17 protein-coding genes are annotated in these 16,776 nt (G+C 63.0%); 12 read left to right on the top strand and 5 right to left on the bottom strand.

Annotated features, from left to right (window positions below):
* Nucleotides 1-4 precede the first annotated feature (4 nt).
* Together PAN31117_RS11965 and PAN31117_RS11960 are read right to left on the bottom strand one after the other, a co-directional pair.
* Nucleotides 5-1,084: a helix-turn-helix transcriptional regulator gene (locus tag PAN31117_RS11965; protein WP_150738380.1), complete on the bottom strand. Its 1,080-nt coding sequence runs from the start codon at nucleotides 1,082-1,084 to the stop codon at nucleotides 5-7.
* Nucleotides 1,085-1,280: 196 nt separating this feature from the next.
* Nucleotides 1,281-1,466, bottom strand: a complete 186-nt coding sequence (locus PAN31117_RS11960; protein ID WP_150738379.1) for a hypothetical protein — start codon at nucleotides 1,464-1,466, stop codon at nucleotides 1,281-1,283.
* Nucleotides 1,467-1,933: 467 nt separating this feature from the next.
* Between PAN31117_RS11960 and PAN31117_RS11950 the strand changes: the two genes are divergently transcribed.
* Complete coding sequence (locus PAN31117_RS11950) at nucleotides 1,934-2,407, top strand: RidA family protein (protein ID WP_150738378.1); 474 nt, start codon at nucleotides 1,934-1,936, stop codon at nucleotides 2,405-2,407.
* 56 nt (nucleotides 2,408-2,463) lie between these two features.
* Here PAN31117_RS11950 and PAN31117_RS11945 read toward each other — a convergent pair whose 3' ends face one another.
* Nucleotides 2,464-3,120 carry an aspartate/glutamate racemase family protein gene (locus PAN31117_RS11945; protein ID WP_150738377.1) on the bottom strand — a complete coding sequence of 219 codons (657 nt, stop codon included), beginning with the start codon at nucleotides 3,118-3,120 and terminating at the stop codon, nucleotides 2,464-2,466.
* Between the two features lie 394 nt (nucleotides 3,121-3,514).
* Between PAN31117_RS11945 and PAN31117_RS11940 the strand changes: the two genes are divergently transcribed.
* Nucleotides 3,515-4,402 (top strand): NAD(P)-dependent oxidoreductase, encoded by an 888-nt coding sequence (locus PAN31117_RS11940; protein ID WP_150738376.1) that lies wholly within the window; start codon nucleotides 3,515-3,517, stop codon nucleotides 4,400-4,402.
* A gap of 28 nt (nucleotides 4,403-4,430) precedes the next feature.
* Nucleotides 4,431-5,588 carry an enolase C-terminal domain-like protein gene (locus PAN31117_RS11935; protein WP_150738375.1) on the top strand — a complete coding sequence of 386 codons (1,158 nt, stop codon included), beginning with the start codon at nucleotides 4,431-4,433 and terminating at the stop codon, nucleotides 5,586-5,588.
* A 49-nt stretch (nucleotides 5,589-5,637) separates the two neighbouring features.
* Here the strand turns inward: PAN31117_RS11935 and PAN31117_RS11930 are convergent, their stop codons facing one another.
* A complete protein-coding gene (locus PAN31117_RS11930) occupies nucleotides 5,638-6,102 on the bottom strand; it encodes an NUDIX hydrolase (RefSeq protein ID WP_150738374.1) in 465 nt (154 codons plus the stop codon).
* 121 nt (nucleotides 6,103-6,223) lie between these two features.
* Nucleotides 6,224-7,219, bottom strand: a complete 996-nt coding sequence (locus PAN31117_RS11925; protein ID WP_150738373.1) for a LysR substrate-binding domain-containing protein — start codon at nucleotides 7,217-7,219, stop codon at nucleotides 6,224-6,226.
* A 106-nt stretch (nucleotides 7,220-7,325) separates the two neighbouring features.
* Here PAN31117_RS11925 and PAN31117_RS11920 point away from each other — a divergent pair, with 106 nt between their 5' ends.
* From PAN31117_RS11920 to PAN31117_RS11880, 9 genes are all read left to right on the top strand, one after another.
* Nucleotides 7,326-8,885: a sugar ABC transporter ATP-binding protein gene (locus PAN31117_RS11920; protein WP_174990929.1), complete on the top strand. Its 1,560-nt coding sequence runs from the start codon at nucleotides 7,326-7,328 to the stop codon at nucleotides 8,883-8,885.
* Nucleotides 8,872-9,822, top strand: coding sequence for an ABC transporter permease (locus PAN31117_RS11915; protein ID WP_150738371.1), 951 nt, complete (start codon nucleotides 8,872-8,874; stop codon nucleotides 9,820-9,822). Before PAN31117_RS11920 ends, PAN31117_RS11915 begins: the two co-directional genes overlap by 14 nt.
* Nucleotides 9,823-9,833: 11 nt before the next feature.
* The gene (locus tag PAN31117_RS11910; RefSeq protein ID WP_174990928.1) at nucleotides 9,834-10,868 is read left to right on the top strand and encodes an ABC transporter permease; all 1,035 of its coding nucleotides are present in this window, start codon (nucleotides 9,834-9,836) and stop codon (nucleotides 10,866-10,868) included.
* 66 nt (nucleotides 10,869-10,934) lie between these two features.
* Nucleotides 10,935-11,891, top strand: a complete 957-nt coding sequence (locus tag PAN31117_RS11905) for a TMAO reductase system protein TorT (protein WP_150738369.1) — start codon at nucleotides 10,935-10,937, stop codon at nucleotides 11,889-11,891.
* A gap of 90 nt (nucleotides 11,892-11,981) precedes the next feature.
* The gene (locus tag PAN31117_RS11900) at nucleotides 11,982-12,857 is read left to right on the top strand and encodes a polysaccharide deacetylase family protein (RefSeq protein WP_150738368.1); all 876 of its coding nucleotides are present in this window, start codon (nucleotides 11,982-11,984) and stop codon (nucleotides 12,855-12,857) included.
* Nucleotides 12,858-12,910: 53 nt separating this feature from the next.
* Nucleotides 12,911-13,726 (top strand): aspartate dehydrogenase, encoded by an 816-nt coding sequence (locus tag PAN31117_RS11895; protein ID WP_150738367.1) that lies wholly within the window; start codon nucleotides 12,911-12,913, stop codon nucleotides 13,724-13,726.
* A 43-nt stretch (nucleotides 13,727-13,769) separates the two neighbouring features.
* Nucleotides 13,770-14,555 carry an SDR family oxidoreductase gene (locus tag PAN31117_RS11890; protein WP_150738366.1) on the top strand — a complete coding sequence of 262 codons (786 nt, stop codon included), beginning with the start codon at nucleotides 13,770-13,772 and terminating at the stop codon, nucleotides 14,553-14,555.
* A gap of 25 nt (nucleotides 14,556-14,580) precedes the next feature.
* Complete coding sequence (locus tag PAN31117_RS11885; RefSeq protein ID WP_150738365.1) at nucleotides 14,581-15,276, top strand: RraA family protein; 696 nt, start codon at nucleotides 14,581-14,583, stop codon at nucleotides 15,274-15,276.
* Nucleotides 15,269-16,741, top strand: a complete 1,473-nt coding sequence (locus PAN31117_RS11880) for an amidase (RefSeq protein ID WP_150738364.1) — start codon at nucleotides 15,269-15,271, stop codon at nucleotides 16,739-16,741. The genes PAN31117_RS11885 and PAN31117_RS11880 overlap by 8 nt, the downstream gene beginning before the upstream one ends.
* Nucleotides 16,742-16,776 lie beyond the last annotated feature (35 nt).

Here is a 16,776-nt window from a genome sequence, read left to right as displayed (position 1 = left end):
GGCGTCAGTCAGGAAAGCTCACGCCGCCACCGGCGCTGCGCGAGCGCAGTGCCCGGGGCGACAGGCCGAAGCGCTTCTGAATGGCGACCGAGAAGCTGCTCGGATGCTGGTAGCCGACGGCATAGGCCACATCGGTCACCGGCACGCCCGGCTCGCGCAGCAACCGTAACGCCTGCTGCATGCGCAACTCGTGCGCGTATTCGTAGATGCTCTTGCCCACCAGAGTACGGAAACCTGCGCACAGGCTGCTGCGACTCAGGCCGACCTGACGCGAGAGCGTATCGAGGCATGGCGGCGTGACGAAATTCTCCTGAAGAATCACCTGCGCCTTGGATACCGCGCGCCGCGTCATGCGGCTCACTTCTGGGTGTGCGTGTTCGTCGTCCGACGGATTCATACCATCGCTGATCGAGGCCATCGCACGGGCAAGAATCTCCAGACTTCTGGCTTGCAGGAAAAGCGAGCGATGGCGCCCTTCCATCGAGCAATCGGCCAACTGTTGCAGACAGTCCAGCATATCCGGCGCGATGGGTGCCGAGTGCATGAAGCTCTGGCGCAGCGAGCCGTCGAGAAAATGCTGGATGGGAACGGGCAGGCTCGCCTCCTCCCCGGCGTACAAGCCACGCAGCGCGTCGCGGTGGATGCACAAGCTGGTGACCTGATGGTGGCCCTGTTCGCTGACGTCGCCGGGCAACATGTTCTCCGGCTCCGCCACGATGCCGACGTTCGGGCCGTCGAGGCTCAGATGCTTACCGTCAATCGAATAGGAACAGGCACCGCGTCGGGAAATGCGGATGCGCAGCGTGTTGCGTCCGTGGGTGCGCCGTCTTACGACGTTCTTGAAGCTGACGTCGGCATAGGTCATCCACATGGCGGGAGACTGCGCGTGAAACTCGGTCCGCCCGTCTGCGTAACCGTTGCAGTATTCGAGCCGGTAATGGTGTCCGTTGCCGACCTGCTCGACACGCGCAGCCGCCGAGTCGGGGAACAGAAGTGTGCCGGGCGCCGCCGTGAGGTCGTCGCTCAGGTTGCCATAGTCGAGATACGGTGAATCGATATACGGCGAATACAGATTGCGCGACATGCAAATGCACTCCGGCGTCGGCTACGCGTGCGCCAGTCGGCGGCGTTGGCTCAGGAATTTCGTCGATGCGACGGTCCCGTTTTTATATCAGGACAAAATCCGCGTCGGGAAGGTGCGTTTACCCCAAGTCGGCCTTACCACCGGCGCGCCTCGCCACGGCAGGCAACCGCGTTGCCGCGATCGCCCGCCGTCTGTCTCACAGGAACTTCGTCGGCCAGATGATGGTGCGCCACATGTGCGCCGAGGGCGAACCGTCGAATCCGAGCCCTTCCTTCGGTTGCTTGAAATGGCGTCCGATGATGTCGATGAACGGATCCCAGCTCACCTGCGCGTTCGGATCGAACGAGTAGATGTCGTTGAGCGTGATGAGACGGCTCGTCATGTACGACTTGTGATTACGCGCGTACTCCCAGTCGGCCTCTTTTCCGGAGGTTCACCACGCCCCCCATTGGTCGATATTGATCCGCCAGAGACCCGAGCGTGGCTGGAAGCGCTAGGGCGTGACACGACCGCCTAGATCCACTTGACCAACAAAGATCGGCAGCCAGCCTATCCCCGCGACCTTGACGTCGGACAGCGTCTCTATGCCTACATCCGCTGGAATGCCATGATTATGGTGCCGCGCGCCCGCAAGCATTCGAACGTCGGCGGACACATCGCTACGTACTAGTCGGCAGTAGTGCTCCATGACGCGGGCTTCATCCACTTCTTCCGGGCGTGATGGGCACTCCTTTGACGCTTAATTTGGCGCATAGCGAAATACCGCGAATATTGATATCGTTGGCTGACGTCGCCATTCGATGAACGGGGCACCGAATCCCGCCCGTTGCAATGAAAGGAATGAACCACATGACCCGTGATGAAAAACTGCAACAAATAGCCGATGAGTTCGGCTTTCCGTTGGGCGAAGCTATCAAGGTGGGCGGGCGGTATGCCCCGGTCGTTATTAGCGGCGACACCGTGTACGTCGCGGGGCAAATCCCGAGGATCGTCGATCAGGTCCACTTTATCGGCGCTGCCGGCACCGATATTTCCCTGGAAGACGCGCGCCGCGCTGCGGGCATATCGGCGTTGAGAGGGCTGGTGCTGGCGCAGCTCGCATGCGGCAGTCTGAATGCGATATCGGCCGTTCCCCGTATCGGCGTCTTTGTTCGCAGCGCTCCCGACTTCACCTTACAAAGCGAGGTCGCCGACGGCGCTTCGGATGTGCTGTATTCGGTTCTAGGTGAAGTCGGTGTGCATGTGCGCACCTCTGTGGGCGTACTGCAATTGCCAAAGGGAGCGGTCGTCGAAGTGGAGTTCGTCTTCAAGCTGGAAGGCTAAAGGCTGAAGATTGCACCGCTTGACCGGACTTCTCCAGATGCCAGGCCATTGCATCGCTATGCCGACTTCCCAGTCGTTTGCATCACCGTGCGCAACGCTGCATGGGCGCTATCGAGCGGTCGCCTGTCGTCGTTAGCAAGATCGAGCGCCGCCGCCATCCAGGGATGCGCATAGACCACAACGTTCGCGCCGGCATCGAAGGCGCGATTCGCTGCCGTAGCCACGAGCGCGTAGCACTCACGTGCGTCGTCGGCATTACCACTGCTGAAAAGCGCCCAGGCGCGCTCAACAAGAACGACATCGATAGACACCGTCTTGTCGCTCGCGTGTTGTGCGAAGAGCTTCCGGTTCGGATCGACGGTGGATTCGACCGCACACAGCACGGTGATCTTTCCTCCGATGCGATTCGCCTCGACAGCCAATGCCACGTCGGCTCTCACGATGGGCACCGGCGGGTGCTCGATGTTATCGGCTGCGGCGCCAAGCGTCGCACACGTCAGAATGACGACGTCGGCATCGGCCGCCAGCGCCAAAAGACGACGAGTCGCCTCCTCTTTCACGTCCGCAGGCATCGTACCTGCGCGCTGCACCGCCTCACGAAGCTCCGGCCGAAGTTCGTGACGAAGGTCTACCTCCGCCAAGCCAAGCCGTTTGGCCGTGTCATCGAATAAGCGCTTGTTGCTCTCAACCGTATGTAAAAAAGATACGCGCATTGCCTGCCCCTTTGCTTGCCGGTCCGTCCGACGCTTCCCGAACGATTCGGCAAGCACGGCACAGACGAGATATCTGTGTCAGAACGATTGTTTCGGTTGAGTTATCCGTTAGCAAGACAATTCCTATTACCGGTATGTTTTATACCCCCCTCCCCCGCGCAAACGAGCGCTACTTTGCCGACACGCGCTGTCGGACAACCGAAGCGAGCACGTCGACGAACTTGGCACCGATCTCCGTCAGATGGTTTCGACATCGAATCGTGTCGTCATGGATACATCCATTTTTGTGAAGTGTGACTTAAGATATTTTCGATATTAATAAGTATCGGTTTGGAATATAGTCGACCGCGACGTTTCCAGCCAATGAATCACTGCACCGAGAAAGGATGCAACCATGACCGACACGGCACCGATTGGATTCATCGGACTCGGCACGATGGGCGAGCCGATGGCGTTGAATCTTTTCAAGACGGGGGCACCACTGATCGTCTGGAATCGCTCGCCTGAAAAGTGCGAGCGTCTGGCCGAGGCGGGGGCGGAGGTCGCGCCCGACGCGAACGACGTGTTCGCCCGATGCGCCACCGTCATGCTGATGCTAATGGACGGCAAGGCCATCGACGCCGTGCTCGCACGCGGAACGCCGACATTCGCCACGCGCGTCGAAGGGCATATCATCGTCAACCTGTCGACCGTCGAACCGGAGTACTCGCAGGCGCTTGGTGACGACATACGGGCCGCTGGCGGACGTTTCGTAGAGGCCCCGGTGTCGGGTTCGCGCATTCCGGCGGAAAAAGGCGAGCTTGTCGCGATGCTGTCGGGCGCGCCCGAAGATATCGATGCCATAGGCGAACGCCTGAAGCCGATGTGCCGACAACACTTTGCTTGCGGACCGGTGCCCGGCGCGTTGCGCATGAAGCTGGCGGTCAACACATTTCTTATCACGATGGTCACCGGTCTGGCGGAAGCCGCCCGCTTCGCTGGAGCGCACGGACTCGATATGCGCCGTTTCGCCGAGATTCTCGATGCGGGTCCGATGTCCAGCGCCGTTTCGCGCGTCAAGATCGGCAAATTGCGAGACAACGATCTGGCGAAACAGGCGAGCATTACCGACGTGCTCAAGAACAGCGATCTTGTGTTGAATGCCGCAGGGCTGGCGGGCGTAACCATGCCACTCATGCAAGTCTGCCGCGCGCTGTACGCGCAAACCGAGTCGATGGGCTTCGGCGAGCAGGATATGGTCGCGGTCGTGAAAGCCATCGAAAGCGCTCCCCCTATGTTCTGATCGAGCGTCTCGACGAGGCGATAGGACGATGGTACGGATTGTCGACGTCAGGGAAATCACCCTCCCAATCTCCCGTTATGCCGATCCCACGATCGCATCTGGCGGCCTCACCACGAGTCTGGTCGCAGTCGTCACCGACGTGATGCGATCTGGCGCGCCAGTCGTCGGATACGGCTTCGCGTCCATTGGCCGGTTCGGACAGGGCGGTCTGATTAGGGAGCGCTTCGCGCCTCGGCTCATCGCCGCCGAGACGCTAACGACCGATACCGGCGACGGCCTCGACCCGCAGCGCGCGTGGTCGGCCATGATGCAGGGCGAGAAGCCCGGTGGGCACGGCGAACGCTGCGTGGCGGTGGGCACCCTCGACATGGCCATCTGGGATGCTGCCGCCAAGATTGCCGGCCAGCCGCTTTACATGCATATCGCCGAGCGAATGGCAGCGGCTGCTCCACCGTCGCGCGTGCGTGTTTATGCGGGTGGGGGGTATCGATATCCATCTGACGATCTCAAACGCCTTGCCGATGAGATTCGCTACTGCACCGATCTTGGCATCACCCACGCCAAGATCAAGATCGGCGTGAATGTCGATGAGGATATGAAGCGTATCGAGGCGGCCGCCGCCATACTCGGTGGGCCATCGCATCTTGCCGTCGACGCGATGAATCTATACGGCCCCGGCGACGCCATGAGAATCGCACGTGCCCTCGCGCCCCTCGAACTCATGTGGTTCGAGGACATCTGCGATCCGCTGGACTTCAAGACACTTGCGAGCGTTGCCGCCAGTTATCCGCATCCGATCGCCGCAGGTGAAGCGCTTTTCTCTCGCGCGGAAGCGAAGCTGCTCGACAACTACGGTGGATTGCGGCCGTCGCAAGACATCCTGCTCTTCGATGCGACGCACAGCTACGGATTGACGCATTACTTCGAGATAGTGGCCGAAATGGTCGAGCGTGGCTGGCCGCGCTCCGCCTTCTGGCCGCATGGCGGACACCTGTTCAGCCTGCACGTGGTAGCGGCGTTGGGACTCGGCGGCGCGGAACTCAATCCGCTCGCGTTTGCGCCGTTTCAGGGAACACCGCCCAGTCTCGGGATCGAAGACGGTTTCATCGAATTGCCGCAGGCACCCGGCATCGGCTTCGAGCTGCATGACGAAGCGTATCGAGCATTTCGTCGTCTTCTGGACTGAATCGGCCGCGCAACCGGCAAGCTGCGTGATCACGCGGCCCCCGCCAACGTCAGTGCGCGGCCAACCATTCCTGAGCTTCGCGTATCACGTCCGTCACACCGAAACTCATGACAAGCCCGGCCTCGTCCATCGAATCCAGGTCCCACCAGCGAGCGTCGAGCGCATCGTCGCCGGCCTGTGGCTCTCCTGATATCCAGCGGCACACAACGGCGATCAGAACGAAGTGATGGCGCAAATTGCCAGTCTCGCCGGCATCGAGCACATCGACCGCCGTGAGGGTCTTCAATGCTTCGGAAGTGATCGACGTCTCCTCAAAAATCTCGCGCGTGGCTGCTGCCATGATCGACTCGCCTCGGTCGATCTTGCCGCCCGGGAAGCCCCAATACCCGGCGTCCGGCTCATTACGGCGCCTGACCAGCAATACTCGCCCGTCTTTGAAGACCACACCGATCGTCGCCGCAACAGGCCCGACATGTTGCAGCTTCGATGCAGCCGTATCGATTGACGACGTCATTCCCGACCTCACAGAACAAGAAATGGGCGACCACACCACTCAATACGAACCTTGCGATTCGTGGCCGCTATACCTAAGCGAGAGCCTACGCTAGCAAACGAACCACGGGCAACATAACAGATCAATCAGGGAGCCCTTGTGCAGTCAGTACAGACGCGCTCTCTGCCATGATCCATTCGCGGAACGCGGCAATCGCCGGCTCATCCACCCGCTCGCGGCGATAGATAAGATGATAATCGCCTGCACTGGCCACGCGCACCGGCGACGCAACGACCAGCTCGCCCGACCTCAGTTGATCCTCCACCACGACGTCGGGCACGAGCGCCACGCCACGACCGTCGAGTGCGGCGCGCACCGACATGAAGAAATGGCCGAAGTGAAGATCCCGCACGCCGGTCCGGTAGTCCACGCCTTGCGTGCCGAACCAGTCTTCCCACGCATGGGCACGCGAATCGGTGTGGATGAGGGGCAGACGTTGCAGCGCCCGTGTGTCGATCATCGTCTGTTTTCCCAGCAGCGCCGGGCGGCAGACCGGAATCAGTACATCGGCGAAGAGGCGGTCTGCACTTACCCCCTTCCACTCCACGGTCATCACCAGATCCACCCGCGGCGCACCCTTTCGACGGCGCTGCGCAGGCGGTTTGCCCACACGGATGGCAACGTCGATGCCGTCGCGCTCGAACGACACCGGGGCAATCGACGTGTGAAGGCGGACTTCGACGTTCTGATGGGATTGCGTGAACTTCGCCAGACGCGGCATCAACCACGTGGAAGCCAGTGTCGGGAGGATGCTGACAACGAGACTGCGCTTGACGTCACGCGGTGCAAGCTCGCGCGACGCCGCCTCGATGGCGTTGAACGATTTTTCGACCGTACGAAACAGCCGCAGCCCGGCTTCCGTCAATTCGATCTCGCGCGTGAGGCGCTTGAACAGTCGCAAGCCATAGTGAGATTCCAGATTCTTGACGTGTCGGCTCACAGCACTTTGCGTGACGCAAAGCTCATCGGCCGCTACGGTAAAGCTTAAGTGACGGGCAGCACATTCGAACGCACGCAACGACAGAAGATTAGGCAGGTCACGTCTCACGATGTCGGAATATCTGGCGAAGACACGCATGAGTCTAGCTCATGCGTCGAGGCGATCAAATTGTTTGTGGGCGGAAATTTGGCGGCTAACGATTCACCCTGTGCAAAGCGCAATCAGGCGCAAGCAGGAGGACAGGATGACGGCTACAGATCGCCCACCGGCACTGCTCGATGCCCGTGGACTCGCAAAATCGTTCGGCGCGACACAGGCACTGCGTAGCGCGGACCTGCGCGTGCAGTCCGGACAGGTACACGCGCTCATGGGGGAAAACGGCGCAGGCAAGAGCACCCTGGTCAAGATGCTCGTCGGTGCCCTCAAGCCGGACGCCGGGGAGATCGTGCTGCAAGGCCAGCGCTGCGAGTTTCACTCGGTGCGCGACGCCATCGCAGCGGGCGTCGTCCCGGTCTACCAGCACGCCACAGTGCTCCCGGAACTCAGCGTCGAAGAAAACCTTCGCGCATTCGATATTGCCCGTGCCCGGCCTTTGCGTCTGGGCACAACCAAAGCGCACCGCGACGAGTTGCTCAGCGTGGCCCACCGGATCGGTCTGCACGTGAATGCCAGACAACCCGTGGCAAGCCTTTCGATGGCCGAACGGCAATTGCTGGAAATCGCACGCGGTGTCGCTGCGAAGTGCCGAGTGCTGATCCTTGACGAGCCGACCGCGGCGCTCAACGAACACGAGACCGAGCGGCTCTTCAGCGCGGTGGATTCACTCAGAGCCGAGGGACTCGGCATCATCTTCATCAGTCACAAGCTTGGTGAAATCACGCGCATCTGCGATGCCGTGACGGTGCTTCGCGATGGCGCGACAGTGATCGATGCAGCACCGATCGGCACGCTCTCGCATCGTCAGATCGTCGAAGGTATGGTCGGCCCGGTGGCCGAGCGCGAACATCGCGAGCCCGGCACCGTCGGTGCGCCGCGCATGATCGTCCGGCAAGCGGCCGCTGCATCGCGCTTTTCCGATGTGTCGCTGAGCATCGGGGCTGGCGAAATCGTCGGCATCGTCGGCCTGATGGGCGCCGGTGCCATCGAAGTCGGCGAAGCGCTGGCCGGCTCGCGGGCGCTGTCGCATGGCGACATCTCGGTCGACGGCGTGCCGTTTGGCGGCGCGTCGCGCATGCGATTCATGCAGCGCGGCGTCGGGTTCGTGCCGGCCGATCGCAGCGCCGAGGGCATTCTGCCCGGCCTGAGCTGTGCGACCAACGCGGCCGCTTCCACATTCGCATCGATTGCGCGCGCGCGGGTGCTCACTGCCCGCATGGAGCGACAGGCCTCGGCCTCGTGGTTCGAAGCACTGCGCGTCAAACCGGCCGATGCGCGTTTGCCGATCGATGCCCTGAGCGGTGGCAATCAGCAGAAGGTGCTGCTGATTCGCAATCTGGTCCTACCTGGTTTGTCTGTGCTCGTGGTGATCGAACCGACGCGCGGTGTCGACGTCCATGCGCGCGCCGCCATCCACGACGCACTGATCGACGCTTCACAACGCGGTGTGTCCATCGTTATCGCGTCGACGGACACCGACGAGGTGGTCGCGCTCGCGCATCGCATCGTCGTCATGCGTGGCGGGCGCCCTGCTGGCGAGCTGCCGCGAGGCACGCCGCTTGAGGAAGTCATTGCACGAATCGCGGATGCGTCGCCCGTGATCGCCACAGCATCCACGCCACAGGAGGTGAACCATGCGATCGTTTGAACGCGTGCCCCCGGCCCTATGGGTCGGGCTGGTGCTACTCGTCATCTGCTGGATTGCCGTGCCGCGCTTCGGTACGGCGAGCAACCTCGCGAACCTCTCGCGCGTGGCGTCGATTCTGCTGCTCGCCTCATTGGGCCAGACGCTCGTGATCATCGTGCGCGGCATCGACTTCTCAATCGGCTCGGCCGTTGCGCTGTTCAGCGTGACGGCGGTCATGACCGGCGCGCAATACGGCACCGGCGGTGCCTTCGTGCTGGCAACGCTGGCGGTGCTCGCGCTCGGGTTGACCAACGGCGTGCTGATCGGCGTGATGCAAGCGCCACCGTTTCTCGTCACGTTGGGCTCGATGATTGCCGTGCACGGCCTTTGCGGTGCGATGGTCGGCGGCATGCCGCTCGACGCCCCGGCCGACATCGACTTCTCGACGCTCGTACAAGCGTCGTGGCTCGGCTTATCCGCGCCGCTGTGGATGGCGCTCGGCGGGTTCATGCTTGTCGGCGTGATGCTGCGTTTCACCCGCTTCGGCCGGGAGTGTTTCGCGCTCGGTAGCAACGAGGCCGCCGCGCAACTGGCAGGCATTCCGGTGCGTCGCCGGGTGGTGGGCGCTTATCTCCTGAACGCCCTGCTCGTGGCAGCGGCGGGGGCGGTGCTGACCTCCCGGCTCGGATCGGGACAGCCCAATCTGTACCCGGGGCTGCCGTTCGAGGCCATCGCCGCGTGTGCCATCGGCGGCGTACCGCTCGCTGGTGGCAAGGGTGGCGCGCTGCATGCGTTGATCGGTGTGGTGATCCTGACCATCGTCGTCAATGCGCTCGTGCTGCTCAACCTGCCGAGCCTCGTACAAAACATGCTGCTGGGCGTTGTCATCGTCGGTGCCGTGCTGGCGCGTCAGGCAGGCACGGCGACACGTCGGTTTCGCGTGTTTCGTGCCGCATGAACGGAGTCAACATGAATAACCCCAAAACACTGAGCGGCATAACCATGAACGGGCAAACACGCCTCGCTACACCGAAGCTGCCCGCCCTGCTCCCCTTGCGGGAACTGACCGGCATCGTCGCACTGGCGGTGTTGTGGCTCGTACTCGCGAGCATGGCGCCTGGTTTCGCCAGCCTCGTCAATATGGGCAACGTCGTGTCGCAGAGCACCTTTTTGCTGGTGCTCTCTGTTGGACAGATGCTGGTCATCGTGACACGCGGCTTCGACATTTCGGTCGGCCCGGTCGCCATTCTCGCGTCCATCGTTGCCGCCCAGACAGCGCTGCGGATCGGCGGCATGGGTGACATCGCCGCCATCGGTGCCGCCGTGACCGTCGGGCTGGTCTTCGGCGCCGTCAACGGCTACCTCGTGGCGTACCGTCGCATCGAGCCGGTGATCGTCACACTGGGTACCGCACTGATCGCTCGCGGGCTTGCCACCGCCGGGTCGGGCGGTGCCGATGCGCTGATGTTGCCGCCGTCCAGTCATCTGCACACGCTCGCCTACCAGAGCTGGATCGGCGTGCCGGCGCTCACGGTATGCGCGCTGCCCGCGCTGGTGGCCGCCTGGTGGCTCGCCATGCGAACGCCGCTGGGCCGCTGGTTCTACATGATCGGCAGCAACGCGATCGCCGCAGGTCTCGTCGGCGTGCCCGTCCGACGCGCTGGCATGACCGCCTACGCCCTTTGCGGTGCCTTTGCCGGTGTAGCGGGCGTATTGCTGCTCGCCCGCAGCGGCTCGGCAGTCGCAGTAGACGGCAACGGCATGGAAATGCAATCGATCGCCGCCTGTGTCATCGGCGGAATCTCCCTGATGGGCGGGCGGGGCCGCGTCTGGCAAGCGGTCGTCGGTGCCCTGTTCATTCAGACGCTGCTCAATGGCCTGAATCTGATCGGCGCGTCGCCGTTCATGTCCGAATGGGTGCTCGGCGCAATCATCGTCGTTTGCGGCGCAATGGATTTCCTGCTGCGGCAGTTGCGGCGCATGCGTCGCCCCGCGGGGGCGTGACAACCGCCCTCACCCGATAACGCGTTCTACCTCGATTTACGTTCGATCCTGCAAAGGGGACTTCTCATGAGAATCAAACCAACGCTGCTCGCCATCGGCTTCACGCTGAGCGGGTTCGGCATCGCCCACGCCCAGAAGGCCGTCACGATCGGCTACGCCACGCCCGACCTGTCGTCGTCGTTCTGGGTCTCGATGACCTATGGTGTCGAAGACGAGGCGAAGAAACTGGGCGTGACGCTCGTCAAGCTCAATGCCGGCGGCGACGCCAACGTCAGTACGCAGATTTCTCAGATTCAGGATCTCACCGAGCGCAAAGTCGACGCGATGGTCGTCGGCGCAACCAATGGCGAGGCGGTGCGCAGCGTCGTCGAGCATGCCATCGGCACGGGCATCCCCGTGGTCGGATTGTCGAGCCTTCCAGCCAGCACCAAACTGGCTGCTACGGTCGGCGCGAACCACTATGAGATGGGGCGTCTGCAAGCGCAGTGTCTGGGCGATGCGATGGGTGGAAAAGGAGAAGTGGCGATGATTTCGCAGCAACAGGGGCAATCGTGGGCCGACCGCCGCCGTCAGGGGTTTCTCGACACGCTGAAGGCGAGCTACCCGAACCTCAAGGTGGTGGCGGAATCGCGCAACGCGGTGACGCGCAACGACGCGATCAATCTCGTCGACAACTGGCTCCAGCGATTCCCGGATCTGGGCGGCATCTACAACGCCGTAGACGATTCGGCCGCGGGTGCGCTGATCGCCGTGAAAGGGGCGCAACGGCGCGGTCAGGTCAAGATCAGCGCATCGAATCTGAGCCAGACCGCACAGCAGATGATCAAGAGCGGCGATCTGGTCTGTACGTCAGCACAACAGATTGTGACGCAGGGACGCGAGGCGCTGCGTCAGGCGGTTGCAGCGGCCGCACACAAGCCGGTGCAACGCGACGTGCAGGCCCCATCGATCATGATCAGCTCGCAAAATCTGGCGACGGTCGACCTCTCGCTCCTCAGCGCTCCGGCATCCTATCGCCCCTAACGTACGTAACGCGCCTATTGCACCTAACGCAACACGCGGGTACGCCAGCGCGCACCCACTCCTTATTACATCAACACGCCGAGGCTTCCGATGCTTCCTTCGCACGACCGCTTTCCCTACTCCGGCATCGTCTCGCGTCCGGATTTCTCGTGGCCGGACGGTCGCAGGCTGGCAGTGCATCTGTGCCTGAACCTGGAGCACTTCGCCTACAACACCGGTCTGGGCATCTCGTATTCACCGGGTCTGCCCCACCCGAACACCTATAACTGGGGCTGGCGCGAGTACGGCAATCGGGTGGGCGTCTGGCGCATTATCGAGCTGGCCGATGCGCTTGGCCTGCCCTTGTCCGTGCTGCTCAATTCCGAGTGCTACGAGCATTGCCCTGAAGTCGTTGCGGCGCTGCGCGCACGCGGCGACGAGATCCTCGGCCATGGCCGCACGAACTCCGAGCATCAGAACGACTTCGACGAAGCGGGTGAGCGACAACTGATCTGCGATGTCACCGAGGCGATCACCCTCCATGAAGGGCGGGCACCGACGGGCTGGCTGAGCCCGGGGGTCAACCCGAGCCAACTGACGCCCGATTTGCTGCAAGAAGCCGGTTATCGCTATCTGCTCGACTGGCCGCTCGACGATCAGCCCGTGTGGATCAAAACCCGTGAGGGGCGCATTCTGAGCGTGCCCTACCCGCACGAAGTCAACGACATTCCCGCCATTGCCCTGCACCACGGCAGCGCGGCCGACTTCGCCGACATGATCATCGACAACTTCGACGAGATGCTGGCGCAAAGCACGCAGCAGTCGCTCGTGTTCGGGATCTCGATCCACGCGTTCCTGATCGGCCAGCCGTTCCGCCTGCGGCACTTCCGTCGTGCGCTCGAACACATCGCTCGACATCGCGAACGGATCTGGTTCACAACAACGGGGGCCATTGCCGAACATTTCATCGATCTCGATCTGCCGTAACCCTGCGGTGTCGGGACATCCGCTACATCAAAACCAACATGAGAGGAGCACATATGCCTATCAACAAGGAACTGCGCGTCGGCATCGCCGGGCTCGGCGCTGTCGGCAAAACACTGGCAAAGCGGCTCGACGACGGCATTTTCGGCCTGCGTCTGGCGGCGATCTCCGTGCGAGATCCTGCGAAATCCGCCGACACGCTCGGCGCCCTGAAACACCCGGTACCCCTGGTGTCGCTCAGCGAACTGGCCGAGCATTCGGACATCGTGATCGAGTGCGCGCCAGCGCATCTGGTGGGTGAAATCGCCGAGCCGGTACTGCGCGCAGGCAAGACACTCATCGTACTGAGCTGCGGCGCGTTGCTCGATCGCATGGATCTTGTCACGCTTGCCCGCGAGCACGGCGGACAGATCATCGTGCCGACAGGCGCACTCCTCGGCCTCGACGCGGTAACGGCCGCCGCCGAAGGCACGATCCACTCGGTGCGCATGATTACCCGCAAGCCCGTGCGAGGGCTGGTCGGTGCGCCCTACCTCGTCGATAACAATATTCGTATCGAGGACGTCACAGCACCGATCCGTATTTTCTCGGGCACCGCGCGCGATGCGGCCAGAGGTTTCCCGGCGAACCTGAACGTGGTCGTCGCATTGGCGCTGGCGGGCGTCGGGCCGGACGACACACAACTCGAAATCTGGGCCGACCCGGCGCTTACGCGCAACACGCACACCATCGAGGTCGACTCGGACGCCGCGTCCTTCTCCATGAGCATTCAGAACATTCCAACCGAAAACCCCAAGACCGGACGCATCACGGCGCAAAGCGTGCTGGCCGCGCTGCGCAAAGTGCGCAGTCCCCTGCGGGTCGGCACGTGAGCCCGATCACGACGGCAGGGCATATCTCAGACAAGGAGCAATGATGGATTTGGGCATAACAGGTAAGACCGCACTGGTCATGTCCGCCGGCGGCGGGCTTGGCGGCGCGATTGCGCTGGCGCTCGCACGTGAAGGCGTCAAGGTCGCGGTGTCCGATCGCAGCGAGGAAGCGCTGGCGCGCACCGTCGCGCAGATTCGCGATGCTGGCGGCGTGGCGAGCGGTTACGTCGCCGACCTCGGCCGACTGGAAACGCTGGACGAACTCGTCGCGTCGGTGACACGCGATCTGGGCGCACCGGACATTCTCGTCAACAACACCGGTGGCCCTGCGCCGTCGGGAGCCTCGGGCGTGCCGGCGCAGACCTGGCGTACGCAGTTCGACGCGATGGTGCTCTCAGTGATGCACCTCACCGACCTCGTGCTGCCAGCCATGCGGTCGAAGGGCTGGGGACGAATCGTGACCAGCACGTCGTCCGGCGTGATCGCACCGATCGCCAATCTCGGCGTGTCGAATGCGTTGCGCACCGCATTGCTGGGCTGGTCGAAGACGCTGGCCAACGAAGTGGCGGCCGATGGCGTGTGCGTGAACGTCGTGCTACCGGGCCGCATCGGGACCGACCGCATTCGGGCGCTAGACGAAGCCCGCGCGAGTCGCGAGTCGCGGCCGCTCGACACGGTCGTGGCACAGAGCATCGCCACCATTCCGGTCGGCCGCTACGGCATGCCCGAGGAATATGGCGACACGGTAGCGTTCCTCGCGAGCGCGCGAGCCTCATTCATCAACGGCTCCGTCATTCGCGTCGACGGCGGAATGATTCCGAGTATCTGAGCAATTTCAGGCAATGGAGAGTACCATGAGCGAAAATCAAAAAATTCGTACTACTGAGCAAAAAGAGGAAATCCGTCAACGCTTCCTGCAAGTCGACACGTCGAATGTGGCCGACGTGCTTGACACGATGGGCTATATGAATCAGGGACTGGCGGCCGCGTTTGCGCCGTATCCGGCAGACGTCGCGAAGCTGGCTGGCTGGGCTTACACGATTCACGGTCACATGATGCCGTACCCGCAAGGCGGCGACGCCGACAAAATGCAGGCTTGCGCGGGGGTGTCTCCAGGGGAAGTCACCGTGTGGAGCGGTGACGGCGAAGGCATCTGCTACTTCGGCGAACTGATCGCCATCGGGATGAAAGAGCGCGGCAGCGTCGGTGCGCTGATCGACGGCGGGATTCGCGACGTGCGCTGGATCGGCATGCAGGACTACCCGCTGTTCGCCCGCTATCGCACGCCGGTGCAGTCCATCGGGCGCTGGAAGGTCGACAGCTGGCAGACGCCCGTGAGCCTGCGCGGTGCGGTCTCGCGATGGGTCGAGGTCCGGCCCGGCGACTTCATTCTGGGCGACGAAGACGGTGTCATCGTCATTCCGGCTGCGCTGGTCGACGAGGTGCTGATCGAAGCCGAACGGCTTACGGAGAAGGAGCGCAGCATTCGCGCCGAACTCCAGCAAGGCCTCAGTCTGTCCGAAGCCCTGGCGAAGTACGGCCATGTCTGACGTCATTGCCGACGGTGCATCGCAGCCCTCGTCGATCGCAGGGCTGCGTCAGGCCCTGCTGACCGGCCGGCTGACGAGCGCCGACATCGTCGAGCGGTTCAGCACGCGTGCGCGGCGCGTGGGTGCCGCCACGCAATGCTGGGTCTCACCGGATATCGGCGTGCCTGCCATCGCACCGGCCGTCGACGTCTCGCACCCGCTCGCTGGCGTACCGTTCGGCCATAAGGACGTGTTCGCCGACGGCGCGCACCCGCCGCGCGCCGGATCGAAGTTCGACGACTTATGTGCGGATGCCGAGCCTGCGCCGGTGCTCACCACGTTGCACGAGGCGGGCGCGCTAGGGTTCGGCGCACTGGCCACCGACGAGCTGAGCTACGGCGCCACCGGTCTGCACGCCGCCGGCGGTCCGGTGAGAAATCCGTGGAACACCGCGATGATCGCCGGGGGATCTTCCAGCGGCGCAGCGGCAGCGGTCGCCGGCCGTGCGGTGATGTTTGCGCTCGGTGCCGACACCGGCGGTTCGGTTCGCATTCCTGCGGCGTTGTGCGGCGTGGTCGGACTCAAGCCGACGTTCGCCAGCATCGACGCGCGCGGCATGGTGCCGCTCTCCCGCTCGCAAGACACCGTGGGCCTCATGACACGCCTCGCCGAGGACTGCGCACGTGTGCTTCCGGTCATTCAGCGGCCTTTGGCCATTGATGGGGCCGACAGCGCGCAGCACAATGCAGCGACTCGTAACTTCATCGCGGCGCTCGACGAAGCGCGTGCAGCACCGGAGAACGCCCCCGGGCGGTCTCCACTCGACAGCGCACGGTCGCTGCATGGCGTGCGGATCGCGGTCGCACAACATCCGTTCCTCGAACTTCACGACGCCGGTTTGTCGGAGCGGACCGCAGCAGCGTTGCAAGTTTTCGAGACGTTGGGGGCAACGCTGCACCCGCTCCCACTGCAAGAACTCGAGCACTACGATACCCATGCAACCGCGCTTACCTCGTTCGAAGCCCACGCGCTGCATCGCGAGCGCTTGCAACACTCGCCGCAGCAGCTGTCCGAGGCAACCCGGTTGCGGCTGACCTCCGCGGGGCAGATGGAACCAGCGGCCTATGCACGCGCGGTATCGGCACGTGTACCCGCGCTGGAGCGCTTCGTTGCGCACGTCTTCACGGAATACGACCTGCTGGTCTGTCCCGCAGTGACGGTCAGAGCACAGCCGATTGCCACCCTCTTCAACCAGCCGAAGGCCGCAGTCGCACTAACGACGGCCCTGCTTCGCGCTAACCGCTGTTTCAACTATCTCGGCGTACCCGCCTTGTCGCTGCCCATCGGTTTCGACGACGCAGACATGCCCGTGGGATTGCAATTGATTGGCCGTCCCTGGTCTGAATTCTCGTTGTTGCGCTTCGGCAGTGCTTACCAGCGAGTAACCGACTGGCACCTAGCAGAACCTGGACTCACGGCCCGGTAGCGCCAATATCGGGCGCACTCAGAAGAATGCGGATG

Source organism: Pandoraea anapnoica, assembly GCF_902459765.1.
Lineage (GTDB): Bacteria > Pseudomonadota > Gammaproteobacteria > Burkholderiales > Burkholderiaceae > Pandoraea > Pandoraea anapnoica.
This window is presented reverse-complemented; position numbering and strand designations above follow the sequence as displayed.

Bases quoted from the DNA above. Each gene is read 5' to 3' on its own strand.
- PAN31117_RS11935 (WP_150738375.1), top strand. From the start codon at position 4,431: ATGGTACGGATTGTCGACGTCAGGGAAATCACCCTCCCAATCTCCCGT.
- PAN31117_RS11915 (WP_150738371.1), top strand. From the start codon at position 8,872: ATGCGATCGTTTGAACGCGTGCCCCCGGCCCTATGGGTCGGGCTGGTG.
- PAN31117_RS11890 (WP_150738366.1), top strand. From the start codon at position 13,770: ATGGATTTGGGCATAACAGGTAAGACCGCACTGGTCATGTCCGCCGGC.
- PAN31117_RS11920 (WP_174990929.1), top strand. From the start codon at position 7,326: ATGACGGCTACAGATCGCCCACCGGCACTGCTCGATGCCCGTGGACTC.
- PAN31117_RS11905 (WP_150738369.1), top strand. From the start codon at position 10,935: ATGAGAATCAAACCAACGCTGCTCGCCATCGGCTTCACGCTGAGCGGG.
- PAN31117_RS11910 (WP_174990928.1), top strand. From the start codon at position 9,834: ATGAATAACCCCAAAACACTGAGCGGCATAACCATGAACGGGCAAACA.
- PAN31117_RS11900 (WP_150738368.1), top strand. From the start codon at position 11,982: ATGCTTCCTTCGCACGACCGCTTTCCCTACTCCGGCATCGTCTCGCGT.
- PAN31117_RS11950 (WP_150738378.1), top strand. From the start codon at position 1,934: ATGACCCGTGATGAAAAACTGCAACAAATAGCCGATGAGTTCGGCTTT.
- PAN31117_RS11945 (WP_150738377.1), bottom strand. From the start codon at position 3,120: ATGCGCGTATCTTTTTTACATACGGTTGAGAGCAACAAGCGCTTATTC.
- PAN31117_RS11895 (WP_150738367.1), top strand. From the start codon at position 12,911: ATGCCTATCAACAAGGAACTGCGCGTCGGCATCGCCGGGCTCGGCGCT.
- PAN31117_RS11930 (WP_150738374.1), bottom strand. From the start codon at position 6,102: ATGACGTCGTCAATCGATACGGCTGCATCGAAGCTGCAACATGTCGGG.
- PAN31117_RS11885 (WP_150738365.1), top strand. From the start codon at position 14,581: ATGAGCGAAAATCAAAAAATTCGTACTACTGAGCAAAAAGAGGAAATC.
- PAN31117_RS11965 (WP_150738380.1), bottom strand. From the start codon at position 1,084: ATGTCGCGCAATCTGTATTCGCCGTATATCGATTCACCGTATCTCGAC.
- PAN31117_RS11925 (WP_150738373.1), bottom strand. From the start codon at position 7,219: ATGCGTGTCTTCGCCAGATATTCCGACATCGTGAGACGTGACCTGCCT.
- PAN31117_RS11960 (WP_150738379.1), bottom strand. From the start codon at position 1,466: ATGACGAGCCGTCTCATCACGCTCAACGACATCTACTCGTTCGATCCG.
- PAN31117_RS11940 (WP_150738376.1), top strand. From the start codon at position 3,515: ATGACCGACACGGCACCGATTGGATTCATCGGACTCGGCACGATGGGC.
- PAN31117_RS11880 (WP_150738364.1), top strand. From the start codon at position 15,269: ATGTCTGACGTCATTGCCGACGGTGCATCGCAGCCCTCGTCGATCGCA.